Genomic DNA, 24,577 nt, shown 5'->3' with positions numbered 1-24,577 from the left:
CAAGCCGCATTCCCTACCCGCTTCTCCACGGCGCGCGGCGCATGCATGCGATCGCGTCGTCCTCCGCTGCCGCTCCGGCGCGAACGACGACGGCGCGCACGCGGGCGCTGCGACGATGAAGAGCGGCACGAGTTCGGAAAAACCCGCCTCCAACGGCGAAAGCTGGGTCTCCCTGAAATTCCGCGACAGCAATCGCAGCCGCAAGATGCGCAGCACCCTGACCCTGGCCGGGGTCTCGTGCACCACGCTCGGCGCCCTATGGACCGTGTGCTACCTGTATTACGGCCGGCCGGAGTTGGCGTTCGCCTTCGTCGGACTGACCGCCGTGGGCCTGCTGGCGCTGGGCCGCCGCCGCCATTGCGACGAAGCCTCGCTGTCGCTGGTGGCGCACGGCATCTTCGTCGTGGTGCTGGTCATCTCGATCATCGACGCGCCGATCGGCACGGTGCCGCGCTCGGTGCACACCTTCTTCCTGCCGCTGGCGGCCGGCGCACTGTTCGTGTTCGACCGCAGCCGCCGCTACCGCGCGCTGGTGTTCCCGCTGGCCTGCCTGGGCGCCTTTGTCGCGTTCGGCTCGGGCGAACTGGACTGGCTGGCGCCGGCGTCCTCGCCACCACTGGGGATGCGCCGGCTCGGCGCGATCTCCAACATGGCGTGCGCGGCCGGCTTGCTGGCGGCGATCCTGCACATCTACCGCAACGACGTGAACGCGCGCATTTCGCTGGAGCGGGAATTGGCGCGTGCGGTCGGCAACAGCGAGATCGAGGTGCTGTACCAGCCGCAGGTCAACGCGAACGGCCACATGCTCGGGGCCGAGGCGCTGGTGCGCTGGCGGCACCCCAGCGGCAAGCTACTGACCCCGGACAAGTTCATCCCGCTGGCCGAAGAGAGCCAATTGATTCGCGAAGTGGGACTGGAAGTGCTGCGCCAGGTCTGCCGCACGCTGCGGCGCTGGTCGCTGGAACCGGACCTGCGTGCGCTGGTGGTGGCGGTGAACGTCAGCCCGGTGCAGTTGCTCGATCCCAACTTCGTGGCCTCGGTGAAGCAGGTGATCACCAGCGAGGGCGTGGCGCCGGCATCGCTGGAATTCGAGCTGACCGAGTCGGCGCTGTATGTGGACACCGCCGGGGTCCGCGCCAAGATGCACGAGCTCAAGACGTTCGGCATCGGCTGGGCACTGGACGACTTCGGCACCGGCTTCTCGTCGCTGGCGATGCTCAGGACGCTCCCCGTCACCAAGCTCAAGATCGACCGGCAGTTCGTCAACGACGCCAAGGCCGACGAGTCCTCGCGGCGCCTGCTGGCCAAGATCGTGGAGATTTCCGAGGTGATGGGCATGGTCGCGCTCGCCGAAGGCATCGAGGAGGCGCAGCAGTGCGAGATGCTCTCGGCGATGGGCTGCCGGCACTTCCAGGGCTTCCTGTTCGGCCGGCCGCAGCCGGCGCAGGACCTGGAACGGCTGGCCACGCTGCAGGCCGGCACCGAGCGCAACCTGGCGAACGCTGCGCCACCACCAGCCGCCACGCGCTAGGCGGCCGCGGCCTCGCGCGCCGCGGCGCGCTTCAACAGCATCTCCAGGGCCTTGCCGACCGCGGCGAAGGCGAACGCACCGGTGATGTGGGTGGCCGCGCCCAAGCCGGCGCCACAGTCCAGGTTCAAGGCCGCATCCGGCCCCAGCGCCGGCCGCAGTCCGCAGACGCTGCCGTCGGCCTGCGGGTAGCGCACGTTTTCCAGCGAGTACACGGCCGGCACGCCGAAATAGCGCTGCGGGTTCTTGGGGAAGTTGAATTCGCTGCGCAGCTTCTTGCGGATCAGCGCCAGCATCGCGTCGTGCTCGGTCCGCGACACGTCGCGGATCCGCACCAGGGTCGGATCGGTGCGTCCGCCGGCCGAGCCCACCGTCAGCAGCGGCAGCTTGCGCCGCCGGCACCAGGCGATGGTCTCGACCTTGACCCGGAAGCTGTCACAGGCGTCGATCACCAGGTCGAAGCCGGCATCGAGCAGTTCGGCGATGTTGGTCGGGGTCAGGAAGGCCTCGACCGCGACCGCCTCGATCTGCGGATTGATCGCCACGCAGCGCTCGGCCATGGCCACGGCCTTGTTGCGACCGTACTGCCCGGCCAGCGCCGGCAGCTGCCGGTTGGTGTTGGACACGCAGATGTCGTCGGCGTCGATCAGGGTCAGATGTCCGACCGCCGAGCGCGCCAGTGCCTCCACCACCCAGGAGCCGACCCCGCCCATGCCCACCACCGCCACCCGGCACTGCGCCAGCCGCCCGATCGTGCCTTGCCCGTAGAGCCGGTCGATGCCGGCGAAACGCTCGCGCCATTGTTCATTCATCCGCCTATTTTAGGCCGGGATTCGGGATTCGGGATTGGGGATAGGCGTTCCCCGCAGCGGTCTGGGCGCTCGTGCGCGACGCGTTGCCGCAGGCGTACCATCGGGACTCCATCCCGCTGCGCCTGCTCCGATGGCCAAGCCGCCTGCGCCCACCTCCGCTTCCCGCTATCTGTTCGTGTTGCTGGCCGGGCTGCTGCTCGGCCTGGTGCTGACGGTGATGGCGCTGCGCGCGGTGCAGGCGCGGCAGGATCCGTTCCCGCGCAGCCTGATGCAGGTCATGGGCAAGCAACTGGCGTTGCTCGAACGCGACACCGCGCACCGGCAATGCAGTGGCGCCGGTCCGCAGGCGCGCCTGCGCACCTTGCGCCTGCTCGGCGACGAACTGGACACGGCCTTCCCCGACCTGACCGACGACAGCCGCTTTCGCGAGCATGCCGATGCCTTGCGCGCCGGCGTCGACGCGGCACTGGCGCCGCCGCCGGCCGACTGCGCCGCGCTGGCGCAGGCCCGCCAGCAGATCGACGAACGCTGCGACGCCTGCCACCGCGATTTCCGCTGAACGTGCAGCGAGACAGGAAGAACGTCCAGCCTGTCTGGCGGCATGCAATCGCGCGGATCGATGCCGATACGATCCGCGTTTCCACGGACGTGCCATCGCGCATAGCGCTGAGCTGCCGACGCGCTGTGTGCCGAACGCGCCCTCGCACGCTTGCATGAATTGCCGCTGACGCCGGCCGCGGCGAGGCTGAACGGCGCCTGCCAGGGTTGGCGTTGCATTCACGCAGGGGTGGACAGGATGCGTGCGAACGCGGCGCTGCCGCCGCGCTCCACACACTGTCTGTCGAGGAGAGCACCCATGAAGATTCAACTGATGGCCACCGCGGCCGTGGCGACCCTGGCGCTGGCAGGCTGCGCCACGTCCCCCGGCTATGGCGGCGGTTACGGCGGCGGCTACAGCCAGCCGGCGCGCGGCGGTTACACCCAGACCCGCTGCGCCGACTGCGGCATCGTCACCCGCATCGACACCGTGCCGTCGGGCCGCACTGCGCCGTCGGCCACGGGCGCGATCCTGGGCGGCATCGTCGGCGCGGTCGCCGGCCACGAGATTTCCGACCACACCGGCGGCAGCAAGGGCAACCAGAACGTGTCGGCGGTGGCCGGCGCGGCGGCCGGCGCGCTGGCCGGCAACCAGATCCAGAAGAACGTCACCAGCGACACCTACGACGTGCACGTGCAGATGGACGACGGGCGGGTGATCGTGGTCAACCAGCGCGACCTGGCCGGCGTGCGCGAGAACACCTACGTGCGCGTGGTCAACGGGCGCGTGGTGCCGCGCTGATCCGCGCCGGCGGCATTGCCTGACACGCAAAAAGGCCCGCATTGCGGGCCTTTTTGCTGCGCGCGGCGCACCGCGGCGCGCGGCGGCGACTCAGAGCGGCTGCACCGCGTCGGCCTGCAGGCCCTTCTGACCCTGCACCACGGTGAAGCTGACCTTCTGGCCTTCCTTCAGGCTCTTGAAGCCTTGGGTCTGGATGGCGCGGAAGTGCACGAACACGTCTTCGCCGTTCTCGCGGCTGATGAAACCGAAACCCTTGGCATCGTTGAACCACTTCACGGTGCCGTTTTCGCGATTGCCGTTCATGATGGACTTACTCCTTGGAACACGTCTCAGGGGTGGGTACGCCGGGGGTGCGGCGGCTGGTTGCAAGGAGGAAGCGAGGTATAACGATGTAGCGGATCGATGGATCTACCGCATCAGGCCACGATTCACGGTGACCTTTGCAAACGCAGCGGCTGCAACTTACCCCGGTCAAAATGAAAATGCAATCCGCAAAAAGACCCCATCTGTCAACCCCCAAACCTCCCCCGCGGTGAGCCACGTGGACCCTGCGTTCATCTATTACCTGTGTGCCGGACTGCTGGTGTTGGTCGGGCTGGCGGGGGTGGTGCTGCCGGCCCTGCCGGGGACGCCGCTGATGTTCGCCGGGCTGCTGCTGGCGGCCTGGGCAGACGGCTTCCAGCGCGTGGGCTGGCCGACGCTGACCGTGCTCGGCGTGCTCACCGCACTGTCGCTGCTGGTCGACCTGCTGGCCACCGCGTTCGGCGCGCAGCGCGTCGGCGCCAGCCGCAAGGCGCTGTGGGGGTCGGTGCTGGGCGGGATCGCCGGCATGTTCTTCATGCCGATCGGGCTGTTCGTCGGCCCCTTCGTCGGCGCCCTGGTCGGGGAGTACTGGCACGGCCGCGAACTGCGGCAGGCGACGCGGGTCGGGGCCGGCACCTGGCTGGGGATCGTGCTGGGCACCGCTGCCAAGCTCGGCCTGGCGCTGGCGATGCTGGCGCTGTTCGCGGTGGCCTGGCTGCTTTGACGCAGCACGCCTGAAGACCGCGTCGCGGCGACAGCATGAACGTGTGATGACCCTGTTGTCGTCACTTCCTGTATTTTCGCTGCCGGCCATTCACCCCGGCAGCGCACCACCCGCCCGCGCCGCCCGTTGCAGCGAGAACCGCATGTCCCACCGCCAGGTCCGCCCCCTGTTACTGCTGTCGATCGCGGCCGTGCCGCTTGCGCACGCGCAGGAAGTCCTGCCCACCCCTGCCTCGCCGGAAGCCTGCGTGGCCATCTCCAGCGATGCCGCCCGCCTGGCCTGCTACGACCAGGCACTGTCGCGCCGGACCGCCGACCCGCAGGCCGCGGACGCTGCGGCGCAGGCCGCCAGCGAACGCCAGAAGCAGAAACTGGACGCGACCCTGCCGGAGGACGCCGGCGTCGCCGAACGCACCCGCCAGCGGGCCGCGGCGATCTTCAAGGAGGATCGCTACGACAGCACCATCGCCAATGCCGGCAAGGGCTCGCTGCTGGACAGCCGCTGGGAACTGGCCAAGGACTCCAAGCTGGGCACCTTCCAGTTGCGCGCCTACAAGCCGGTGTACCTGCTGCCGGCGTTCTGGACCAGCAAGAAGAACGAACTGCCGTCCTCGCCGAACCCCGCCAACACGGTGACCACCGCCGAGCCGCTGGACAGCGTGGAGGCGAAGTTCCAGCTGAGCTTCAAGACCAAGATCGTGGAGAACATCTTCGGCGACAACGGCGACCTGTGGGGCGGCTACACCCAGAGCTCGCGCTGGCAGGTCTACAACTCGGAGCAGTCGCGGCCGTTCCGCGAGACCAACTACGAGCCGGAAGTGATGCTGGTGTTCCGCAACAACTACAGCCTGTTCGGCTGGAAGGGACGGATGACCGGCATCCAGTTGACCCACCAGTCCAACGGCCGCAGCGATCCGCTGTCGCGCAGCTGGAACCGGGCGATGCTCAACATCGGCCTGGACCGCGACAACTGGGCACTGGTGCTGCGCCCCTGGTACCGCATCCCGGAGAGCCGCAAGCAGGACAACAACCCGGACATCGAGGACTACATGGGCCGCGGCGACGCGACCCTGATCTACAACCGCAACGGCCACGAGGTGGCGCTGATGGCGCGGCACTCGCTGCGCGGCGGCGACCGTTCGCACGGCGCGGTGCAGCTGGACTGGGGCTTCCCGATCAGCAACCTGCTGCGCGGCCATGTGCAGGTGTTCGATGGCTACGGCGAGAGCATGATCGACTACAACCACCGCGCCACCTACGTCGGCGTGGGCATCTCGCTGCTGGAGTGGTTCTGATCGGCCACGCCTGAGCGACGCACGCGACGCCCGCCTGGGCGTCGCGTGCGCCGGTCGCTCAGAACCGGTAGTTGCCCTTCAGCCACAGGTTGCGGCCCGGTTCGGCGATGCGCACCGGGTCGGCCGGGAAGCCGAAATCGGCACTGCCGGCCAGGTTGAGATGTTCGCTGTAGCGCCGGTCGAACACGTTGTCGATGCCGGCGCTCAGCCGCAGCCCCTCGCTGACCCGGTAGCCGCCGCTCAGCCCCAGCGTGGCGAAACCGGCGCTGCGGCCGAGGTCGCGGCCGACCACGTTGCCCTGGTCCAACGCCACCCGACCCTGCCGCGCGACCGCGCGCAGCAGCGCCCCGGCCGACCAGCGTTGCCCTTCCCACTGCACCTGCAGCCGCGATTCCAGCGGCGGCATCTGCGGCAATGGCGTGCCGTCGCTGCGATTCTTGCCCCAGGCATAGGCCAGCGTGCCGCCGAGGGTCAGGCCGCGCAGCGGCTGCCAATCCACGCCTGCCTCGGCGCCGGCGATGCGCGCATCGACGTTGTCGACGCGGGTGGTGGTGCCCATCATCCCGCCCTCGGCATAGGTGAACAGGATGAAGTCCTGCACCCGCCCGGCGTAGGCGGAGACCCAGCTCTGCACGGTCGCGCCGCGGTACTGCAGGCCGAGATCGAGCTGGGTGGTGCGCTCGGGGCGCAGGCCGGCGAAGGCATTGGCCGCGCCGCTCGGGCCCATGTCGGCGGAAAACAGTTCCCAGTAGTCGGGCATGCGCGCGCTGCGGCCGAGGCCGGCATACCAGACCGTGTCGGCCGAGAGGGTGCGCTCCACGCGCAGGAAGCCGCTGCCCAGGTCTTCGCGGCGCGTCTGTCCGGCGGTGGGATTGGGCATGCCCATCATGCCGACGCTGCGGCGGGTGTCCTCGACCTGGGCGCGATCCAGGCGCAGGCCGGCGATCCAGCGTTGCGCCGTGCCGGCGCCGAAGGTGGCTTCAGTGAACGCGCCAAGATTGTCGAAGCGCGCGTCGGTGCGCCACGGCACGCTCCGGTACGCGCCCTCGCCGCTGGCGCTGCGGTCGCGGTGGCGGCTTTGCTGGGTGTCGAAGCCGGCCTGGACCACGATCTGGTCCCAGCGCCACTCCGACTCCACGCGCCCGCCGCGGGTGCGCCGGTCGACGTTGGAAGCCATCGGCATCGGCATCGCCGACTGCGGATTGGGCCGGCGCAACGTGTAGTTGTCCATGACGTGGTCGGCATCGTTGACGTAGGCGTTGGCGCGCAGCGCCTCCCAGGCGCCGGGCAGGTCGGTGCGCTCGAAGCGCGCGGCGTAGCTGGTGCGGCGGAACTGGGTGCCGTCCATGCTGCGCCCGGCGTAGCGCGCCAGGCCATCGCCGCTACCGGCGGAGAACTCCAGCACGGTGTCCGGATCCGGGGTCCAGCCGACCGCGGCATCGGCATTCCATTTGCGCCAGCGCGAGGGCACCACCGCACCGTCGCCGTCGCGGTAGTCGCCGGACTCGGAGCGGTTGGCGTCCACGCGTGCGTAGCCGCTGCGGTTGCCGCCGCGCAGGTCCAGGTTCTGGTCGTTGCGGTTCCAGGAGCCGACCAGCGCACTGGCCTCGCCCTCCAGCGTCGGCCCGGCGTAGTGCGGGGTGTCGCGCTCGAAGCGCACGGTGCCGGCGGAGGCGCCGGGTCCCCAGCGCACGGTCTGCGGGCCCTTGACGATGGTGAGCCGATCGAAGGTTTCCGGGGCGATGTAGGACAAGGGGTTGTCCATGCGCGCCGGGCACGCCCCGACCAGGGTGCCGTCGTTGCTGAGCACGTTGAGCCGCGAGCCGAACATGCCGCGCAGCACCGGATCGCCGTTGGTGCCGCCGTTGCGGATCGCGGCGAAGCCGGGCACGGTCTTCAGGTAGTCGGCGCCGTCGCTGGCCGGCACCGGCTGCCGCGGCAACTTCGGATCCACCGTCCAGGTCAGCGGCGCGACCGGGGCGGTAGCGGTCACCTGCATCCGGTCGAGGGTGGTGGCGTCGGGCGTCTCGGCATGGCCGAACGCAGGAAACAGACTGGCGAGGATGCAGCACGACAACGCCGCCCGCGTGGGCGACGGCAGGAAGTGGGACATGGATTGGACTCCAGAAAGGAACGGCGCCGGCGCGCCTAGCGCACCGGAAACAGGAGAGCGTTCTGGAGATTGAGTGGCGGTGCGCGTGCGGCGTGCGCGCGCCAGCGCACGGCAGCGTGGATGCGATGGCGCAATGGCGTCGCGGCTGCAGGCGCGGGCAGCGCAGCGGCCAGCAGCAGAACGATCGCCAGCCACGGCAACAGCCGTGCGGCGAGCAGGCAGTAGTCGCAGGCGGCGTGCGCCAGGCCATGGTCGCGCTGCACACCCGACGCGTCTTCGTGGCCGACATGGAGGGCGCCGTGCTGCGGCGGCACGTCCACATCGGCCTGCAATCCGGTCGAGGTGCATAGCGGCACCGGCAGCGCCGCCATCTCGAGGAGGCGGCTGGCCACCGGCGCGACCACCAGCAACAGCGCGGCCAGCAAGGCGGGCCAGCGCATCAGGCGGCGCAGTCGGGCGGGAGCACGGAGGACGGACACGGCGCCATTCTAGGCGGCAGCAACGGCAATGCATCGGCCGCCGTGGCAGGTGCGACAACGTGACGCAGGACGGCGATGCCATGCGCCGCTCAGCGCTTCCATGCGCGAGGCACACCACGCGAACGGTCAGCGCGCCTGCCTTCGATCCATGCGTCCTTGGTTCGATTCCAGGGCGCAGGCCAGGAAAAAGCACCCGTTCGTGCAGCGTCCGCGAGCGCCTGCGCGTCGTCCTTGAAAGACGGCAGGGAAGACACGGTCACCGACGCCAGACAACGCCGCGGCCGCTGACCTCCGACGCGGCGCCTGCGCGCTGCCACTCACATCCAATCGGTAATGCCCTCCCGCCGATAGGCTTCGTGGAACGCCGGGCGCGCCTTCATCCTGTCGGCCAGCGCCTTCAGCCCCGGCCAGGTGTCGGTGGGCCGCGGCATGTTGCGCGACCAGCGCATCAGCATGACCAGCACGAAGTCGGCGGCGCTGCAGTGCTCGCCGAGCAGGTAGGGGCCGCCCTGCTCCAAGTGGGTCGCCACCTCGTCCCAGGCCTTTTCCAGGAACGCGCGGGCGTTGGCGCGCACGTGCTCGGCGTTGTCGGCGCCGGCCGGTTCGTCGGGATAGAACCAATCGCGGTAGGCCGGCATCAGGGTGTAGGCGCCGAACAGCATCCAGCGGTAGTAGGCCGCGCGCTCGGGCGTGCCGGGCGGCGGCGCCAGGCCGGCATGCGGATAGAGGTCGGCCAGGTGCATGGCGATGGCGACCGATTCGGTCAGCACCTGTCCGTCCAGCACCAGGGTCGGCACGCGTCCCTGCGGGTTGAGCGCCAGATACTCGGGACTTTTCTGCTCCTGGCGGTCGAAATCGAGCATGCGCAGTTCGAAATCGACCTGCAGTTCGATCAGCAACCAGTGCACGACGAACGAGGCGGTACTGGGCGAGCCGTAAAGCACGATGGACACGACGCTTTCCCCGGAGGCGAACCAGCGCCGATTATTGCCGCGACGCCGGCGCGCCGCCAGCGCCACGCACAACGCCGGCATCCACGCCGGCGTTCGCGCTGCCGCCGATCAGGCCTCGACCACCACCGGGATCTTGCCGATGCGCGCCTGCCACTCGCGCGGGCCGGTCTTGTGCACCGACTCGCCGCTGGCGTCGACCGCCACGGTCACCGGCATGTCCTTGACCTCGAATTCGTAGATCGCCTCCATGCCCAGGTCTTCGAACGCCAGCACCTTGCTGGCCTTGATCGCCTTGGACACCAGATAGGCCGAGCCGCCGACCGCCATCAGGTACACGGCCTTGTTGTCGCGGATCGCGGCGATCGCCGCATCGCCGCGCTCGGACTTGCCGACCATGCCCAGCAGGCCGGTCTGCTCCAGCATCTGCCGGGTGAACTTGTCCATGCGCGTGGCGGTGGTGGGGCCGGCCGGGCCGACCACTTCGTCGCGTACCGGATCGACCGGACCGACGTAGTAGATGAAGCGGTTGGTGAAGTCCACCGGCAGCGTCTCGCCGCGGTTGAGCATGTCGATCATGCGCTTGTGCGCGGCGTCGCGGCCGGTCAGCAGCTTGCCGTTGAGCAGGATCGTTTCGCCCGGCTTGAAGCTGGCCACGTCCTCGCGGGTGATGGTGTCCAGGTTCACCCGGCGCGCGTTGGTCGGGTTGTAGGTGAGCTTGGGCCAGTCTTCCAGCGAGGGCGGATCCAGCATCACCGCGCCGCTGCCGTCCAGGGTGAAGTGCGCATGGCGGGTGGCCGCGCAGTTGGGGATCATCGCCACCGGCAGGTTGGCGGCGTGGGTCGGGTAATCCTTGACCTTGATGTCCAGCACCGTGGTCAGGCCCCCCAGGCCCTGCGCGCCGATGCCCAGCGCGTTGACCTTCTCGTACAGTTCCAGGCGCAGTTCCTCGGCACGGTTGGACGCGCCGCGGGCCTGCAGGTCCACGATGTCGATCGGCTCCATCAGCGCTTCCTTGGCCAGCAGCATCGCCTTCTCGGCGGTGCCGCCGATGCCGATGCCGAGCATGCCCGGCGGGCACCAGCCGGCGCCCATGGTCGGCACGGTCTTGAGCACCCAGTCGACGATGGAGTCGGAGGGATTGAGCATGGCGAACTTGCTCTTGGCCTCGGAGCCGCCGCCCTTGGCCGCGACGATGACGTCCACCGTGTCGCCGGGGACGACCTTCACGTTGACCACGGCCGGGGTGTTGTCCTTGGTGTTCTGGCGCTTGCCGGCAGGGTCGGCCAGCACCGAAGCGCGCAGCTTGTTGTCCGGATGGTTGTAGGCGCGGCGCACGCCCTCGTTGACCATGTCCTCCACGCCCATGGTGGCGTCGTCCCAGCGCACGTTCATGCCGATCTCGAGGAATACGGTGACGATGCCGGTGTCCTGGCAGATCGGCCGGTGGCCCTCGGCGCACATGCGCGAATTGATCAGGATCTGCGCGATGGCGTCCTTGGCCGCCGGCGACTGCTCGCGCTCGTAGGCCGCGGACAGGTTCTTGATGTAGTCGACCGGGTGGTAGTAGCTGATGTACTGCAGCGCGTCGGCGACGGACTGGATGAGGTCTTCCTGCTTGATCGAGGTCACGGCTGGCTCTGCGGCTGGCGGGGGGAAACCCGCCCATTTTAGGGCAAAGTGGCGGCCCCGCCCGCTGTCACGCCGGCACGCCCTGTTCCGTCCTGGTCGTCATGACCCACGATCCGACCTTCGAATCCCACCGCCCCCGGCTGTTCGGCCTGGCCTACCGCCTGCTCGGCAGCCGCGCCGACGCCGAGGACACCGTGCAGGATGCCTGGCTGCGCTGGCAGGCCAGCGACCGCGGCGCGATCCGCGACCCCGAAGCCTGGCTGGTGACCGCCACCACCCGCCTCGGCCTGGACCGCCTGCGCGCGGCGCGCAGCGCCCGCGCCCACTACGTTGGCCCGTGGCTGCCCGAGCCGCTGGAGATCGCCGACGCCGCCGACCCGGCCGAGCGCCATGACCGCGCCGAACAGGTCTCGCTGGCCTTCCTGGCGTTGCTGGAGCGGCTCGGCCCGCACGAGCGCGCCGCCTTCCTGCTGAAGGAGGCGTTCGACTACGACTACGCGCAGATCGGCCGCGCCCTGGAGCGCAGCGAGGCCGGCTGCCGGCAACTGGTGCACCGGGCGCGCGAGCGGCTCGGCCAGGGCCAGGCGCGCTTCGCGGTCACGCCCGAGCGTCATCGCCAGTTATTGGAGCGCTTCCTGCACGCCTCGCAGCGCGGCGACCGCGCCGCCATCGCCGCCTTGCTGCATGCCGACGCACAGTTGCGCTCCGACGGCGGCGGCAAGGTCACCGCCAGCCTGCGCCCGCTGCACGGCGCCGAGCGCATCGGCCGGCTGTACTGCGCCGTGGCGCGGCGCAACCTGGGCCTGCAGGCGCGGATCGGCACGGTCAACGGCGAACCGGCGATCCTGCGCTTCCTGGGGCCGCGGCTGCATTCGGCGACCGTGCTGGTGATCGACGGCGAGCGCATCGCCGAGGTGCTGACCCTGATGAACCCGGACAAGCTGCCGGTGCCGACGGCCCCGCCTGGCGCCGACGACTGAACTGCGCGGCGCTGTCACGCCGGCGCGCCCCGCCGCGTCCTGGAGGGGAAGGCGGCCATGGTGGCCGCCATGGGCGAACCGCCATGCACTTCCACCGTATCGACTACACCCGCCACGAACCCGAGGCGTACCGCGCCCTGCTCGGCGCCAGCCAGCAGGTCCACGGCGGCCCGCTCGGCAGCGCCCTCACCGAACTGGTGTTCCTGCGCGTCTCCCAACTCAACGGCTGCGCCTACTGCATCGACATGCATGCCACCGCGCTGCGCCGCGCCGGCACCGAACCGCGCAAGCTCGACACCCTCGCCGCCTGGCGCGACAGCCGCTTCTTCGACGCCCGCGAGCGCGCCGCGCTGGACTGGGCCGAGGCGCTGACCACGCTGCCCGCGGGCGCGCCGGCGCAGTCCGTCTATGACGCACTCGCGGCGCAGTTCGACCCGGCCGGGATCAGCGCACTGAGCATGGCGGTGGCGGTGATCAACGCCTGGAATCGGTTGGGCGTGGGCTTGCAGCCGGCACTGCCCTAAAGACGCTGCGCGCCGGGATTGGGGATTGGGGATTGGGGATTGGGGTGCAGGATCGCGCAGTCGACAAGCATGCGTGCCGCTTCCCTAATCCCGAGTGCTCGCCCCTGGACACTACCCACGCGCCAATGCCAGGCAGACCAACAGAGCGCGCGGCTCTGCTTGCACGAATCCCCAATCCCGAATCCCCGGCTTTTCAGCAGCCGAATGGCTGATCATCCCGCAACACGCCCACCGACATGTCCTCGCAACACGGCGCCGCTAGCGTGGCGCGCATCCCCGACGCGGAGCGCGCGCATGATCGAGAACGTCCTTGCTGTCGGCCTGACCGATGAGGCCGACCTGGCCCTCGCTTCCCCCGAACCGCAGTCCCGCGCCAGCGTCAGCGACCGCCACCGCCTGCTGATGTGCGCGCCGCAGCACTTCGCGGTGGACTACGTGATCAACCCCTGGATGGAAGGCAACGTGCACGCCGCCAGCCGCGAGCGCGCGCAGGCGCAGTGGAACGCGCTGGTGGCCGCCGCCGAGGCGGCAGGTGCCCGCGTCGAGTGCATTGCTGCCGCGCCGGGCCTGCCGGACATGGTGTTCAGCGCCAACGCCGGCCTGGTGCTCGGCGACTGCTTCGTGCCCAGCCGCTTCCGCCACGCCGAGCGCCGTGGCGAGGAAGCCCTGTTCACCGCCTGGTGCCGCCAGGCCGGCCTGCGCATTCGCGAACTGCCGGAACAGGTGTATTTCGAAGGCGCCGGCGATGCGCTGCTGGACCGCGGCGCGCACCGGCTGTGGATGGGCCACGGCCACCGCAGCGACCTGGCCGCGGCGCACGAACTGACCGACCTGCTGGACATCGAGGTGGTGCCGCTGCGCCTGACCGACGCGCGCTTCTATCACCTGGACACCTGCTTCTGCCCGCTGCGCGACGGCTACCTGCTGTACTACCCGGCCGCGTTCGACGCCGCCGCGCAGCAGGCGATCGCCCAGCACATCCCCGCATCGCAGCGCATCGTCGTCAGCGAGGCCGACGCCCTCGCCTTCGCCTGCAACGCGGTGGACCTGGACGACACCCTGCTGCTCAACCGCGCCTCGCCCGAACTGTGTGCCGCCCTGGCCGCGATCGGCTACCGCGCGGTACAGACCCCGCTGGACGAATTCCTCAAGGCCGGCGGCGCCGCCAAGTGCCTGACGCTGCGGCTGGACGAATAAGCCGAGAGGCTCCCGTGAGCCGCAGAATCAGCCCCTCTCCTACCGGGAGAGGGGTTGGGGTGAGGGTACGGGACAATGCATGCCACGGCCGTCGCGCCAAGCAGAGCGACCACCACCAACACCCCATCAGCACAGACCGAGCACCGCATCGAGCACCTCGCGCCACAACTGACCGAGATCGATGCCGCCGCGGCCGCCGAACAAGCGAGACAGGCTGTAGCCGATCGCGAAGACCAGATACGACAGTGTCAATACCACCATGGCGGCGGCGTTGCCCCACCACAGCAGCGCGGTGGCGAACAGGACCAAGACCGTGCAACCGAGCAGCTCGCGCCGCGACGGCAGATGCGCCCCCAGGCGGGCGACGGCAGGCGCGACGGGATCGGACATGGCAACGGCCTCGGCGGGACATCGACGAGACTAACCGACGCCTCGCCTTATGAGGTCGCGCGCCAGCCACCGGCGTCAGCCCCTGTGCAGCCTCTGACCCGGCGCAGCCCACACTCCCCGCCCACACCCGCCCCCGGCACAATGCGCCGATGGCATCTTCTTCCCCTTCTCATGGCGGCGCCCGCACCGCGCCCCGCACCGGCCCGAGCCTGCGCGAGCGCTTCGACGCGATGCGCAACCTGCCGCCGTTCCTGCGCCAGATCTGGCAGACCAGCCGCTGGCTGACCCTCAGCAGCATCGGCTTGCGCGTGATCCGCGCGCTGCTGCCGGTGGCCTCGCTGTACGTCGGCAAGCTGATCATCGACGAGGCGATCCACCTGGTCGGGCAATCGCCCGGCTTCGACGCGCTGGGCCAGGCCCTGGCCAGTGGCCGCCTGAACCGGCTGCTGGAACTGCTGGCCCTGGAACTGGCGCTGGCGATCGCCTCGGACCTGCTCGGGCGGCTGGTCAGCTATGCCGACACGCTGCTGTCGGAGCTGTTCAACAACACCACCAGCGTGCAGTTGATGGAGCACGCCGCGCAACTGGACCTGGAGGATTTCGAGGACCCAGAACAGCAGGACCGGCTGGACCGCGCGCGGCGCCAGACCATGGGCCGCATGAACCTGATGAGCCAGTTGTTCGGCCAGGTGCAGGACGCGATCACCGTGGTCAGCTTCGCGGTCGGCCTGCTGGTCTACGCGCCGTGGCTCATCGCCCTGCTGGCGGTGGCGCTGGTGCCGGCCTTCATCGGCGAGGCGCACTTCAACGCGCTGGGCTACTCGCTCAACTTCCAGTGGACGGCCGAGCGCCGCCAGCTCGACTACCTGCGCCAGCTCGGCGCCAGCGTCGAGACCGCCAAGGAAGTGAAGATCTTCAACCTGCACAACTTCCTGATCGCGCGCTACCGCGCCCTCGCCGACCGCTACTTCCAGGCCAACCGCGCGCTGGCGCGCAAGCGCATGCTGTGGGGCACGCTGCTGGCGGCGCTGGGCACGCTGGGCTACTACGGTGCCTACGGCTACATCGCCTGGCGCACCGTGCGCGGCGACTTCAGCATCGGCGACCTGACCTTCCTGGCCGGCAGCTTCCTGCGCCTGCGGCAGTTGCTGGAAGGGCTGCTGATTGGCTTTTCGCAGGTGGCCGGGCAGGCACTGTACCTGGACGACCTGTACTCGTTCTTCCGCATCGTCCCGGAGATCCGCACCCGCCCCGGCGCGGTGCCGGTGCCGCGACCGATCGTGCAGGGCTTCGTGTTCGAGAACGTCGGCTTCCGCTACCCGGACGCCGAGCAGTGGGCGGTGCGGCACCTGGACTTCGCCCTGCGCGCCGGCGAAGTGCTGGCCCTGGTCGGCGAGAACGGCGCCGGCAAGACCACCCTGGTCAAGCTGCTGGCACGCCTGTACGACCCGGACGAGGGCCGCATCCTGCTCGACGGCCGCGACCTGCGCGACTACGACCTGGACGACCTGCGCGCCAACCTCGGGGTGATCTTCCAGGACTTCGTGCGCTACCACTTCAGCGCCGGCGAGAACATCGGCGTCGGCCAGGTCGACGCGCTGGACGACACCCCGCGGATCCGCGCCGCCGCGCAGCGGGCGATGGCCGCCGAGCTGATCGACGGCCTGCCGCAGGGCTACGCGCAGGTGATCGGGCGCCGCTTCAAGACCGGCGTGGACCTGTCCGGCGGGCAGTGGCAGAAGATCGCCATCGCCCGCGCCTACATGCGCGACGCACAGGTGATGATCCTCGACGAGCCGACCGCCGCGCTGGACGCGCGCAGCGAGTTCGAGGTGTTCCAGCGCTTCAAGGAGCTGTCCGACAACCGCACCGCGGTGCTGATCTCGCACCGTTTCTCCAGCGTGCGCATGGCCGACCGCATCCTGGTCCTGGCCGACGGCCGGATCGAGGCCAGCGGCACCCACGACGAACTGATGGCCCAGGGCGGCCGCTACGCGGAACTGTTCGAATTGCAGGCCGCTGGGTATCGTTGAGCCTGGTCCGCCCCCTTCCGACGCCGCCATGCTCCGCACCCTGCCCTGTCTGTTCGCCGCCGCCCTCGCCGTCCCGGCCGCCGCCGCTCCCGCCGCGGACACGCCGGCGCCCTCCGACTACGCCGCGGCCAAGGCCCTGGCCAACCGCGACGAGGCCAGCCTGCCTGCGGCGATGGAGGAACGCCTGCAGACCCTGCAGCGCGCGGCGCTGGACGAGGGCGTGGCCAGTTGCGCCACGCCGCGCCCGGACACCTCGCCGTTCACCGTGGTGGTGCAGGTGCAGGCCGACGGCAGCGTCGGCGCCAGCTGGCGCAACGGGACCACCCCGCTCGCGCTGTGCCTGGAGCGTTTCCTGCGCCAGCGCCCGCTGCTGGCGCCGCCGCAGGCGCCGCTGTACCTGTCCTACGAGGTCTCGTTCGAGAAGTGAGCCGCTTCGCCAGGATCGGCACGGCGCCACAAATGAGAGTTGATCTCATTTGAACCCGCATGGGGTAGAATGGCCGCCGTTCCTTCCCCATCACGATCAACGGCATGTCTTCCGCTTTTGGCCCCGAAACGGTGCTCGATGTCCGCCACTGGACCGAGGACTACTTCAGCTTCACCACCACCCGCAACGACGGCTTCCGCTTCGACAACGGCCAGTTCGTGATGATCGGCCTGGAGACGGAGACGCGGCCGCTGCTGCGCGCCTACTCCATCGCCAGCGCCAACTGGGAAGAGCAACTGGAGTTCTTCAGCATCAAGGTGCCGGACGGCCCGCTGACCTCGCGCCTGCAGCACATCAAGCCCGGCGATTCGGTGCTGGTCGGCAAGAAGCCCACCGGCACCCTGCTGATCAGCGACCTGCACCCGGGCCGCCACCTGTACCTGCTGGGCACCGGCACCGGCCTGGCGCCGTGGCTGTCGGTGATCAAGGACCCGGAAACCTACGAGCGCTTCGACAAGGTGATCCTCACCCACGGCGTGCGCTTCGAGAAGGACCTGGCCTACCGCGACTATTTCGAGAAGGAACTGCCGCAGCACGAGTTCCTCGGCGAGACCATCCGCGAGAAGCTGCTGTACTACCCGGCGGTGACCCGCGAGGATTTCCGCAACCGCGGCCGTCTCACCGAGTTGCTCGAGAGCGGCGAAATGCAGCGCACCCTGGGCCTGCCGCCGCTGAATCCGGAACACGACCGCGCGATGATCTGCGGCAGCCCGCAGATGCTGGCCGACCTGCGCCACACCCTGGACGCCCGCGGCTTCGTCGCCTCGCCGCGCATCGGTTCGCCGGGGCACTACGTGTTCGAGCGCGCATTTGTCGAGAAGTGACGGGGGCTGCACTTTTCCGGTCGTAGGAGCGGCTTCAGCCGCGACAGGCGTTACCGATAAAGCGCATCGCGGCTGAAGCCGCTGCTACCGGCATAAGCGACACGGCAACAGATCAAAGCGAAATAATGGCGAAATCGTGTGTGGGAGGGACTTCAGTCCCGACGCGTTCGAGTCAAAGGCGTCGGGACGGAAGTCCCTCCCACAAGAGCAAGCACCCCGGCATTCGGGACCAGGCCGGGAGCTCGCCGGCGAATCGTCAGCCCAGCGCCCGCTCGATCTCGTCGGCCAGCGCTTCCGGCTTGTCGGTCGGTGCATAACGCGCCAGCACCTGACCGTCGCGGCCGACCAGGAACTTGCTGAAATTCCACTTGATCGCGGCGATGCCGAGCAGCCCGGATTTTTGTTGCTTGAGCCAGCGCCACAGCGGATGCGCGCCTTCGCCGTTGACCTGCACCTTGGCGAACATCGGGAAATCGACGTCGTAGCTGAGCGAACAGAACTGGCGGATTTCCGCGGCATCGCCCGGTTCCTGATGGCCGAACTGATCGCAGGGAAAACCCAGCACCACCAAGCCGCGATCGCGATAGCGCTGCCACAGCGCCTGCAGCCCGGCGTACTGCGGCGTGAAGCCGCACTTGGAAGCGACGTTCACGATCAGCAACACCTTGCCGGCGTACTCGGCGAGCGGCTGCGCCTGCCCGTCCAGCGTGGTCGCGGTGAAGGCGTAGGCGGTGGTCGGCGTGTCCATGGATCCTCGTGGCGCGGCGCGCCGCTGCGGCGCTGGGTCGACGCGATGCTACGCGGTGGCCGCAGACGTCGCCAGCAGGCAAGCCACACGCGCGCGCCCGCGTCATCCGCGCGGAGGAAGACAACACGCTGCCAACGCACCACCCACACGTGCCTGCACCGGCACAGCATGCTGGAGAGCGTACTGCATCAACGTTCACGCCAGATGCCGCAAAGCCCCAAGAAATACGCGCAGATGCTGCAGCGCTCCCATGGCTTTCGTCACGGGTCACGCCTGCCGGCCTGGGGTAGCCTGCCCGATCACCATGATTGCGGATACCGCTTGATGACCTCTCGCCTCGCCCTTGCCCTCGCCGCCACGCTCGGACTCGCCATGCCCGCCTACGCCGCTCCGGCCACCACGCCCACCGCCGCCACGGCGGCCACGCAGGCCAACCCGTTCTTCGCCGAAAGCCCGCTGCCGCTGCACTACCCGCAGTTCGACAAGATCAAGGACAGCGATTTCGCGCCTGCGTTCGACGCCGGCATGGCGCAGCAGCTGAAGGAAGTGCAGGCCATCGCCGATCAGACCGCCAAGCCGACCTTCGACAACACCATCGTGGCGATGGAGAAGAGCGGGCAGATCCTGGATCGCGCCACCACCGTATTCTTCAACCTGGTCGGTGCCGACACCAACGACACGCGCAAGAAACTGCAGGCCGAGTACGCCGGCAAGCTGGCCGCGCACCGCGATGCGATCGCGCTCAATCCCAAGCTGTTCGCCCGCATCCAGACCCTGTACGACACCCGCAACCAGCTCGGCCTGGACGCGGAAGGCGTGCGCCTGATCGAGAAGTACCACAGCGACTTCGTCCGCGACGGCGCCAAGCTCAACGACGCCGACAAGGCCAAGCTCAAGGCGATGAACGCTGAACTGGCCGAGTTGGGCACCAAGTTCAGCCAGAACGTGCTGGCCGAAGTGAACGCGGCGGCAGTGGTGGTGGACGACGTCAAGCAGCTCGACGGCCTGTCCGACGCGCAGATCGCCGCAGCCGCCGAAGCGGCCAAGGCGCGCAAGCTCGACGGCAAGTACGTGATCGCCCTGCTCAACACCACCGGCCAGCCGCCGCTGGCGCAGCTCAAGGACCGCGCTCTGCGGCAGAAGATCTACGAAGCCTCGGTGTCGCGCGGCAGCCATGGCGGCCCGTACGACAACACCGCGCTGGTGTCGCGGATCATGACCCTGCGCGCCGACCGCGCCAAGTTGCTGGGCTACCCGAACCACGCCACCTACTCGCTGGAAACCCAGACCGCCAAGACCCCCGAAGCGGTCAACGCCATGCTCGGCAAGCTGGCCCCGGCCGCGGTGGCCAACGCCAAGCGCGAAGCCGCCGACCTGCAGGCGATGATCGACCAGGAGCAGAAGGCCGCCGGCAAGCCGAGCTTCAAGCTCGAAGCCTGGGACTGGGCCTACTACACCGAGAAGGTGCGCCAGGCCAAGTACGACTTCGACGAGGCGCAGCTCAAGCCCTACTTCGAACTGAAGAACGTGCTGGAAAACGGCGTGTTCTACGCCGCCAACCAGGAGTACGGGCTGACCTTCAAGCAGCGTACCGACCTGCCGACCTACCGCGACGACGTGCTGGTCTACGACGTGTTCGACGCCGACGGCAGCCAGTTGGCGATCTTCATCGCCGACATGTACGCGCGCGAATCCAAGCGCGGCGGCGCCTGGATGAGTTCCTACGTGTCGCAGTCGGCACTGACCGGCGACAAGCCGGTGGTCGCCAACCACCTCAACATCCCCAAGCCGCCGGCCGGGCAACCGACCCTGCTGACCTGGGACGAGGTCACCACCGCGTTCCACGAGTTCGGCCATGCGCTGCACGGCATGTTCTCGAACGTGAAGTACCCCTACTTCTCCGGCACCAGCGTGCCGCGCGACTTCGTCGAGTTCCCCTCGCAGGTCAACGAGATGTGGGCCGACGATCCGGCCATCCTCAAGCACTACGCCAAGCACTACCAGAGCGGCGCGCCGATGCCGCAGGCGCTGCTGGACAAGGTGGTGGCCACCGCCAAGTTCAACCAGGGCTTCGCCACCACCGAGTACCTGGGCGCGGCCATGCTGGATCAGCGCTGGCACCAGCTCAGCCCCGGTCAGGTGCCGCCGGCATCGGGCGTGATGGACTTCGAGGCCAAGGCGCTGGCCGCCGACGGCATCGCCTATGCGCCGGTGCCGCCGCGCTACCGCACGCCGTACTTCAGCCACATCATGGGCGGCTACGCGGCCGGCTACTACGCCTACATCTGGTCCGAGGTGCTGGACGCCAATACCCAGCAGTGGTTCAAGCAGCACGGCGGGCTGAGCCGCGCCAACGGCGACCGCTTCCGCAAGACGCTGCTCTCGCGCGGCGGCAGCGTGGATGCGATGCAGCTGTTCCAGGACTTCGCCGGGCACGCCCCGCAGATCGAGCCCTTGCTGGAGAAACGCGGCCTCAACGCCGCGCCTGCCGCCACGCCGAGCGCCCACTGAGGCGTGCCACGGCACGGCCCATGCGGCCGTGCCGTGGCCCGGTTGCGGCGACAGCGCGGCAACATACACCGGACCAACCGCTTCACGCACCACGCCCGGCTCGCCGGGCGTGGTGTTTGTTGTCCGCAATCCTGATGGCGACGCGTGCTGCGTCGCGCGCGGCCACGCCGTGCTGGCCGTCGCTGGAGGCGTTGACGCTCGCGCCCGGCAAGGCCGCGCCGCCGGACTGCCCCTACGCCTGCCCGTTGTCGGCCTGCGCACCGCCCTTGCCGCCCGCACCGGCCTGGCCCGACACCGACCCGCCACGCGTGCCCGCGCGATGCGAGGCGCCACGACTGGCCGCGTCAGTGACATTGCCGCTTCCAGACAGCGCCGTCGTCCGGCCCTCGTTCACCGCAGCGCGGTGGTCCGCGCCGCGCCGTCCGCAGTGGCCGCGCCACGCGCCGCCGCCCGCTGCGCCGCCATGCGCGCACGCTGCGTTTGTTGCTCGATCCCGCTGCGCGCCGCGGTCCAGCGGAACCCCGGCGTCCAGGCAGCCGGCACCCATGCGGTACAGAAGAGGCTGCGGGACGGGAAACGCGCGCCCTGTGCGGCGGCGCCTAGGTCATCGACTCGGCGGCAGCGTCGAGGCCGTCGATGCCGGCCAGCATCTTCTTCAGCAGCATCTCCAACTGTTGCTGCTCGCCGGCATCCAGCGCCGCGGTCTCGGTATCCAGGAATGTGCAAACGTCCGGCAGCAGGCGCTCGATCAGGGCGATGCCGGCCGGCTGCAGGGTCAGCGCGACCTTGCGACGGTCGTCCGGACTGGCGGTGCGCGACAGCAGCCCCTTGCTGCACAGGCTGTCGGTGAGACGGGTGATGTTGGCCGGCTTCTCGCCAGCGGCCTCGGCCACCTCGGTGGGGGTGATGCGCTGCTCGGGCGTGCCGTACAGCATCATCAGGATCTCGTACTCCGGCGGGCTGATGCCGTAGTCCTTGAGCACGCCGCTGGCGTTGGCATGCACGCGCTTGTACAGATGCTTGACCAGCCGGACCAGGACGGCGGGTTCGCGTGGGAAGGCCGGATAGCGCGCGCAGGTGTGCGCCACACGTCGCTCGGTCTGATCGAAACTGCCCATGAGACATCGATTGCAAGTGGGGTAGCCGTCAATCCTACCCATTGCGCCGCGCGCCGACGAGGGGATGGGTTGCGTTCCCGCGCGCTGTCGACGCCATGCACCGGAGGCACACGCCGACGCGCAGCGGCGCGCCGGCGAACGCTCAGGCGGCGAACAGTGGTGCGTACTCCGGCGCCACCAGTTCGCGCAGCACGCTGGCCGGCACGTCCACGGTCTGCGTGCCATCGGCGTATGGCCCGACCTGGTACGGCGGGAACACGAAGCGCAGCGCGGTGATCTTGCCCGCCGCATCGACCAGCGGCTGGAACTGGCTGAAGTTGCTGGCCTGCGGCTCGGTGCCTTCGGCGATCATCTTGCTGGCGCTGCGCACCTGCTCCTCCTGATCCTCCGGCGGCACCTGCTCGGCATCGACCCGCGTCTGCACGGCCTGGCGCAGTTGCGCGGCGACATAGGCGGCCACCTGCTTCCAGTGCGTCGCATCCGGGATCAGCGTCTCGGCGGTGAGCATGCGCTGCTGCTGCGGCAGCCATACCCAGCGCGCCACCAGCGGCTCGCCGTGCGCACCGCCGGTGTAGCGGCTGCCATCGGCGCTCAACGCCACCAGGTCCGGACGCTCCAGCAGCATCTCGAACTGCAACGAGAGTTCGTAGGGCGCGCGCGGGCGATCGTTGCCGAGCCCGTCGACCGCTTCCATCAGTTCGCTGCGCGCGTTCTGCGCATAGCGGTTGGCCGCGTCGGCCAGCCCCGGGTAACGGTTGATCGACGGCGGGAAAGTGATACCGACCACATAGCTGGGGCTGTGTTCGACGATGTCCTTGAGTTCCGGCGGTGCGGTCTGCGCCTGCTCCGATGGCGCCGGCGTGGCCGCCTCGCTCTGCGCCGGTGCCGCGGCGGGCGCCGGTGCGGCGGCCGGTTCCTCGCGCTTGCAGCCGGCCACTGCCAGCGCCGCCGCGACCGCCAGCGCCGTCCATGCCATCCGCCCGTTGCCCATCGTCTCTGCCCTGCTCACGTCGACTGCCCCTGTTCCTGCGATTTTTGTGGAAGTGCGCGCATTATCGCGCCGTTGCGATGCCGCGCGCTCAACCGAGCAGGGCGGCGTAGTGCGGATGCCGCTGGATGAACACCGCCGCGTACGAGCACGCCGGCACCACCTTCAAGCCTTGCGCCTGCGCGTGGTCCAGGGCGGCGGTCACCAGCCGCGCCGCCAGGCCGCGCCCGCCGATCGGCGTCTGCACCCCGGTGTGGGTGATGACCATGCGCCCCTGCTCCAGCACGTAGTCGAGTTCGGCGCGGTGGCCGTCGACCTCCAGGGTGAAGCGGCGCTGCTGCGGATCGTGCGCGATCGGGACGTTGGCTGCGGACATGCGGAAATGGACGTGGCGCGGAGACGCAGTGTCCTCTGCCGCGTGCCGCGGCCATGTGAAGCATCTGCCCCAACGCGTCATGCCACCGACGCGGCGGGTCAGCCGCCCGCCGCTCAAGTCGTGCCGCGCGCGGCCGATACCGCCAGGACAGGCCGAAAACCTGGCATGGGAGTTGCACTTCCCATTACGCAGCGATCCAACAGGGAGCCACGCGCATGAGCGAGAACGAGAGCAAATACGACCAGGGCGACCATAACGCCTCCCTGCTGGAAGGGCTGTTCCAACTGTCGGTCAGCGGCGACCACCAGGGCGGCGAGTTCCAGCAGCTCGACGACGAGGTCTACCAGCGCCTCAAGCGCACCTACGAGAACGCCGCTATCGGCAGCGCCAAGGTGCAGCTGCGCGGGCAACAGACCCGCTGAGCGCCAACGGCGGCCACACGGGCCGCCGCAGCCAACCCATGCGCAATGCAGTGGCGGTCATCCGCGGCCGCAGCGAAGCGCCAGCATCCACCTCAACGCCTCGAACCCGACCCGGTCGAACGCGCGGCGCCGCACGTTCGCGCAGGCGCCGCCGCGCAGCACATCACCCGCGGCCGAAGCGCGGGTTCGCCAGCTCGCCCAAGAAGTGCTGCAGCACCGACGGCTCCATGATCAGCAGGAACATCACGCCGAACGCGGCGCCGGCCAGGTGCGCGCTGTGGTTGACGTTGTCGCCGCCGCGGCGGTCCATCCAGATGCTGTAGCCGACATAGAACACGGCATACAGGATCGCCGGGATCGGAATCGGGATGAAGAAGAAGAAGATCCCGGTCCACGGCGCCATCAGGATGAAGGCGAACAGCACCGCCGACACCGCGCCGGACGCGCCCAGGCTCATGTAGTTGGGGTTCTTCTGGTTCTTCAGGTAGCTGGGCAGGATCGAGACCACCAGCGCCGACAGGTAGAACAGCGGGTACACCAGCATGTTGCCGGTCATCCGCTCCATCAGCACCTCGATCGGGCCGCCGAAGAAGTACAGCGTGACCATGTTGAACAGCAGGTGCGGGAAATCGGCGTGGATGAAGCCGTAGGTCACCAGCCGGTCGTACTGCTTGTGGCGGTCGATCGCCGGCGGCCACAGGATCAGCCGGTCGAGCAGCCGGCGGTTGTTGAACGCCGCCCACGACACCAGCACGGTGAGGACGATCAGGATCAGGTTGACGGGGGTGACGGAGGGCATGCGGGG

25 protein-coding genes are annotated in these 24,577 nt (G+C 69.3%); 13 read left to right on the top strand and 12 right to left on the bottom strand.

The window, feature by feature from the left end; genetic code table 11:
• The first annotated feature begins 115 nt into the window (after positions 1-115).
• A complete protein-coding gene (locus FHR56_RS03825; protein WP_160946012.1) occupies positions 116-1,531 on the top strand; it encodes an EAL domain-containing protein in 1,416 nt (471 codons plus the stop codon).
• Here FHR56_RS03825 and FHR56_RS03820 read toward each other — a convergent pair.
• Complete coding sequence (locus FHR56_RS03820; RefSeq protein ID WP_160946011.1) at positions 1,528-2,340, bottom strand: tRNA threonylcarbamoyladenosine dehydratase; 813 nt, start codon at positions 2,338-2,340, stop codon at positions 1,528-1,530. The genes FHR56_RS03825 and FHR56_RS03820 overlap by 4 nt on opposite strands.
• Positions 2,341-2,470: 130 nt before the next feature.
• Between FHR56_RS03820 and FHR56_RS03815 the strand changes: the two genes are divergently transcribed.
• Complete coding sequence (locus tag FHR56_RS03815; protein WP_160946010.1) at positions 2,471-2,899, top strand: hypothetical protein; 429 nt, start codon at positions 2,471-2,473, stop codon at positions 2,897-2,899.
• 297 nt (positions 2,900-3,196) lie between these two features.
• Positions 3,197-3,679: a glycine zipper 2TM domain-containing protein gene (locus FHR56_RS03810; protein ID WP_017912805.1), complete on the top strand. Its 483-nt coding sequence runs from the start codon at positions 3,197-3,199 to the stop codon at positions 3,677-3,679.
• 90 nt (positions 3,680-3,769) lie between these two features.
• Here FHR56_RS03810 and FHR56_RS03805 read toward each other — a convergent pair whose 3' ends face one another.
• The gene (locus FHR56_RS03805; protein ID WP_029562316.1) at positions 3,770-3,985 is read right to left on the bottom strand and encodes a cold-shock protein; all 216 of its coding nucleotides are present in this window, start codon (positions 3,983-3,985) and stop codon (positions 3,770-3,772) included.
• Between the two features lie 235 nt (positions 3,986-4,220).
• On the opposite strand from FHR56_RS03805, the gene FHR56_RS03800 reads away from it, so the two are divergent.
• Positions 4,221-4,706 carry a DUF456 domain-containing protein gene (locus tag FHR56_RS03800; protein WP_160946009.1) on the top strand — a complete coding sequence of 162 codons (486 nt, stop codon included), beginning with the start codon at positions 4,221-4,223 and terminating at the stop codon, positions 4,704-4,706.
• A gap of 142 nt (positions 4,707-4,848) precedes the next feature.
• Positions 4,849-6,000: a phospholipase A gene (locus FHR56_RS03795; protein ID WP_160946008.1), complete on the top strand. Its 1,152-nt coding sequence runs from the start codon at positions 4,849-4,851 to the stop codon at positions 5,998-6,000.
• A gap of 58 nt (positions 6,001-6,058) precedes the next feature.
• Here FHR56_RS03795 and FHR56_RS03790 read toward each other — a convergent pair whose 3' ends face one another.
• From FHR56_RS03790 to FHR56_RS03775, 4 genes are all read right to left on the bottom strand, one after another.
• Positions 6,059-8,113, bottom strand: coding sequence for a TonB-dependent copper receptor (locus FHR56_RS03790; protein WP_160946007.1), 2,055 nt, complete (start codon positions 8,111-8,113; stop codon positions 6,059-6,061).
• A 35-nt stretch (positions 8,114-8,148) separates the two neighbouring features.
• Positions 8,149-8,538, bottom strand: coding sequence for a DUF2946 family protein (locus FHR56_RS03785; protein ID WP_237473057.1), 390 nt, complete (start codon positions 8,536-8,538; stop codon positions 8,149-8,151).
• Between the two features lie 371 nt (positions 8,539-8,909).
• Positions 8,910-9,545: a glutathione S-transferase family protein gene (locus FHR56_RS03780; RefSeq protein WP_160946006.1), complete on the bottom strand. Its 636-nt coding sequence runs from the start codon at positions 9,543-9,545 to the stop codon at positions 8,910-8,912.
• A gap of 108 nt (positions 9,546-9,653) precedes the next feature.
• Positions 9,654-11,174: a fumarate hydratase gene (locus FHR56_RS03775; RefSeq protein ID WP_160946005.1), complete on the bottom strand. Its 1,521-nt coding sequence runs from the start codon at positions 11,172-11,174 to the stop codon at positions 9,654-9,656.
• A 101-nt stretch (positions 11,175-11,275) separates the two neighbouring features.
• Here FHR56_RS03775 and FHR56_RS03770 point away from each other — a divergent pair, with 101 nt between their 5' ends.
• The 3 genes from FHR56_RS03770 (at position 11,276) to FHR56_RS03760 (ending at position 13,875) form a co-directional block, all read left to right on the top strand.
• Entirely contained in the window at positions 11,276-12,154 is an 879-nt protein-coding gene (locus FHR56_RS03770; RefSeq protein ID WP_160946004.1) for an RNA polymerase sigma-70 factor, read from the top strand.
• 83 nt (positions 12,155-12,237) lie between these two features.
• Entirely contained in the window at positions 12,238-12,678 is a 441-nt protein-coding gene (locus FHR56_RS03765) for a carboxymuconolactone decarboxylase family protein (protein ID WP_160946003.1), read from the top strand.
• A 294-nt stretch (positions 12,679-12,972) separates the two neighbouring features.
• Positions 12,973-13,875, top strand: a complete 903-nt coding sequence (locus tag FHR56_RS03760; RefSeq protein ID WP_160946002.1) for an arginine deiminase-related protein — start codon at positions 12,973-12,975, stop codon at positions 13,873-13,875.
• Between the two features lie 126 nt (positions 13,876-14,001).
• On the opposite strand, the gene FHR56_RS03755 is transcribed toward FHR56_RS03760, so the two are convergent.
• Positions 14,002-14,265 carry a hypothetical protein gene (locus FHR56_RS03755; RefSeq protein ID WP_160946001.1) on the bottom strand — a complete coding sequence of 88 codons (264 nt, stop codon included), beginning with the start codon at positions 14,263-14,265 and terminating at the stop codon, positions 14,002-14,004.
• Positions 14,266-14,414: 149 nt separating this feature from the next.
• Between FHR56_RS03755 and FHR56_RS03750 the strand changes: the two genes are divergently transcribed.
• The 3 genes from FHR56_RS03750 (at position 14,415) to FHR56_RS03740 (ending at position 17,609) form a co-directional block, all read left to right on the top strand.
• A complete protein-coding gene (locus FHR56_RS03750) occupies positions 14,415-16,298 on the top strand; it encodes an ABC transporter ATP-binding protein (RefSeq protein ID WP_160946000.1) in 1,884 nt (627 codons plus the stop codon).
• 28 nt (positions 16,299-16,326) lie between these two features.
• Positions 16,327-16,725: a hypothetical protein gene (locus FHR56_RS03745; protein WP_160945999.1), complete on the top strand. Its 399-nt coding sequence runs from the start codon at positions 16,327-16,329 to the stop codon at positions 16,723-16,725.
• Between the two features lie 104 nt (positions 16,726-16,829).
• Complete coding sequence (locus FHR56_RS03740; RefSeq protein WP_026143480.1) at positions 16,830-17,609, top strand: ferredoxin--NADP reductase; 780 nt, start codon at positions 16,830-16,832, stop codon at positions 17,607-17,609.
• A 256-nt stretch (positions 17,610-17,865) separates the two neighbouring features.
• Here the strand turns inward: FHR56_RS03740 and FHR56_RS03735 are convergent, their stop codons facing one another.
• The gene (locus FHR56_RS03735) at positions 17,866-18,357 is read right to left on the bottom strand and encodes a glutathione peroxidase (protein WP_160945998.1); all 492 of its coding nucleotides are present in this window, start codon (positions 18,355-18,357) and stop codon (positions 17,866-17,868) included.
• Positions 18,358-18,681: 324 nt separating this feature from the next.
• On the opposite strand from FHR56_RS03735, the gene FHR56_RS03730 reads away from it, so the two are divergent.
• Positions 18,682-20,868 (top strand): M3 family metallopeptidase, encoded by a 2,187-nt coding sequence (locus tag FHR56_RS03730; RefSeq protein ID WP_160945997.1) that lies wholly within the window; start codon positions 18,682-18,684, stop codon positions 20,866-20,868.
• Between the two features lie 599 nt (positions 20,869-21,467).
• Here the strand turns inward: FHR56_RS03730 and FHR56_RS03725 are convergent.
• The 3 genes from FHR56_RS03725 to FHR56_RS03715 form a co-directional block, all read right to left on the bottom strand.
• Positions 21,468-21,986, bottom strand: a complete 519-nt coding sequence (locus FHR56_RS03725) for a MarR family transcriptional regulator (RefSeq protein WP_160945996.1) — start codon at positions 21,984-21,986, stop codon at positions 21,468-21,470.
• Between the two features lie 142 nt (positions 21,987-22,128).
• The gene (locus tag FHR56_RS03720) at positions 22,129-22,962 is read right to left on the bottom strand and encodes a DUF3298 and DUF4163 domain-containing protein (RefSeq protein ID WP_160946063.1); all 834 of its coding nucleotides are present in this window, start codon (positions 22,960-22,962) and stop codon (positions 22,129-22,131) included.
• A 103-nt stretch (positions 22,963-23,065) separates the two neighbouring features.
• The gene (locus FHR56_RS03715) at positions 23,066-23,350 is read right to left on the bottom strand and encodes a GNAT family N-acetyltransferase (RefSeq protein ID WP_160945995.1); all 285 of its coding nucleotides are present in this window, start codon (positions 23,348-23,350) and stop codon (positions 23,066-23,068) included.
• A 215-nt stretch (positions 23,351-23,565) separates the two neighbouring features.
• Here FHR56_RS03715 and FHR56_RS03710 point away from each other — a divergent pair, with 215 nt between their 5' ends.
• On the top strand, positions 23,566-23,772 hold the full coding sequence (locus FHR56_RS03710) for a hypothetical protein (protein ID WP_019802552.1): 207 nt from the start codon (positions 23,566-23,568) through the stop codon (positions 23,770-23,772).
• 163 nt (positions 23,773-23,935) lie between these two features.
• On the opposite strand, the gene FHR56_RS03705 is transcribed toward FHR56_RS03710, so the two are convergent.
• A complete protein-coding gene (locus FHR56_RS03705) occupies positions 23,936-24,571 on the bottom strand; it encodes a rhomboid family intramembrane serine protease (protein ID WP_017909504.1) in 636 nt (211 codons plus the stop codon).
• Positions 24,572-24,577 lie beyond the last annotated feature (6 nt).

The organism is Xanthomonas sp. F10 (assembly GCF_014206815.1).
In the GTDB taxonomy this organism is placed as follows: Bacteria; Pseudomonadota; Gammaproteobacteria; order Xanthomonadales; family Xanthomonadaceae; genus Xanthomonas_A; species Xanthomonas_A indica.
This window is presented reverse-complemented; position numbering and strand designations above follow the sequence as displayed.

Coding starts and splice junctions, on each gene's coding strand:
- FHR56_RS03770 (WP_160946004.1), top strand. CDS start 11,276: ATGACCCACGATCCGACCTTCGAATCCCACCGCCCCCGGCTGTTCGGC.
- FHR56_RS03810 (WP_017912805.1), top strand. CDS start 3,197: ATGAAGATTCAACTGATGGCCACCGCGGCCGTGGCGACCCTGGCGCTG.
- FHR56_RS03820 (WP_160946011.1), bottom strand. CDS start 2,340: ATGAATGAACAATGGCGCGAGCGTTTCGCCGGCATCGACCGGCTCTAC.
- FHR56_RS03740 (WP_026143480.1), top strand. CDS start 16,830: ATGTCTTCCGCTTTTGGCCCCGAAACGGTGCTCGATGTCCGCCACTGG.
- FHR56_RS03750 (WP_160946000.1), top strand. CDS start 14,415: ATGGCATCTTCTTCCCCTTCTCATGGCGGCGCCCGCACCGCGCCCCGC.
- FHR56_RS03755 (WP_160946001.1), bottom strand. CDS start 14,265: ATGTCCGATCCCGTCGCGCCTGCCGTCGCCCGCCTGGGGGCGCATCTG.
- FHR56_RS03790 (WP_160946007.1), bottom strand. CDS start 8,113: ATGTCCCACTTCCTGCCGTCGCCCACGCGGGCGGCGTTGTCGTGCTGC.
- FHR56_RS03825 (WP_160946012.1), top strand. CDS start 116: ATGAAGAGCGGCACGAGTTCGGAAAAACCCGCCTCCAACGGCGAAAGC.
- FHR56_RS03735 (WP_160945998.1), bottom strand. CDS start 18,357: ATGGACACGCCGACCACCGCCTACGCCTTCACCGCGACCACGCTGGAC.
- FHR56_RS03715 (WP_160945995.1), bottom strand. CDS start 23,350: ATGTCCGCAGCCAACGTCCCGATCGCGCACGATCCGCAGCAGCGCCGC.
- FHR56_RS03745 (WP_160945999.1), top strand. CDS start 16,327: ATGCTCCGCACCCTGCCCTGTCTGTTCGCCGCCGCCCTCGCCGTCCCG.
- FHR56_RS03705 (WP_017909504.1), bottom strand. CDS start 24,571: ATGCCCTCCGTCACCCCCGTCAACCTGATCCTGATCGTCCTCACCGTG.
- FHR56_RS03720 (WP_160946063.1), bottom strand. CDS start 22,962: ATGGCATGGACGGCGCTGGCGGTCGCGGCGGCGCTGGCAGTGGCCGGC.
- FHR56_RS03710 (WP_019802552.1), top strand. CDS start 23,566: ATGAGCGAGAACGAGAGCAAATACGACCAGGGCGACCATAACGCCTCC.
- FHR56_RS03795 (WP_160946008.1), top strand. CDS start 4,849: ATGTCCCACCGCCAGGTCCGCCCCCTGTTACTGCTGTCGATCGCGGCC.
- FHR56_RS03815 (WP_160946010.1), top strand. CDS start 2,471: ATGGCCAAGCCGCCTGCGCCCACCTCCGCTTCCCGCTATCTGTTCGTG.
- FHR56_RS03730 (WP_160945997.1), top strand. CDS start 18,682: ATGACCTCTCGCCTCGCCCTTGCCCTCGCCGCCACGCTCGGACTCGCC.
- FHR56_RS03760 (WP_160946002.1), top strand. CDS start 12,973: ATGATCGAGAACGTCCTTGCTGTCGGCCTGACCGATGAGGCCGACCTG.
- FHR56_RS03765 (WP_160946003.1), top strand. CDS start 12,238: ATGCACTTCCACCGTATCGACTACACCCGCCACGAACCCGAGGCGTAC.
- FHR56_RS03725 (WP_160945996.1), bottom strand. CDS start 21,986: ATGGGCAGTTTCGATCAGACCGAGCGACGTGTGGCGCACACCTGCGCG.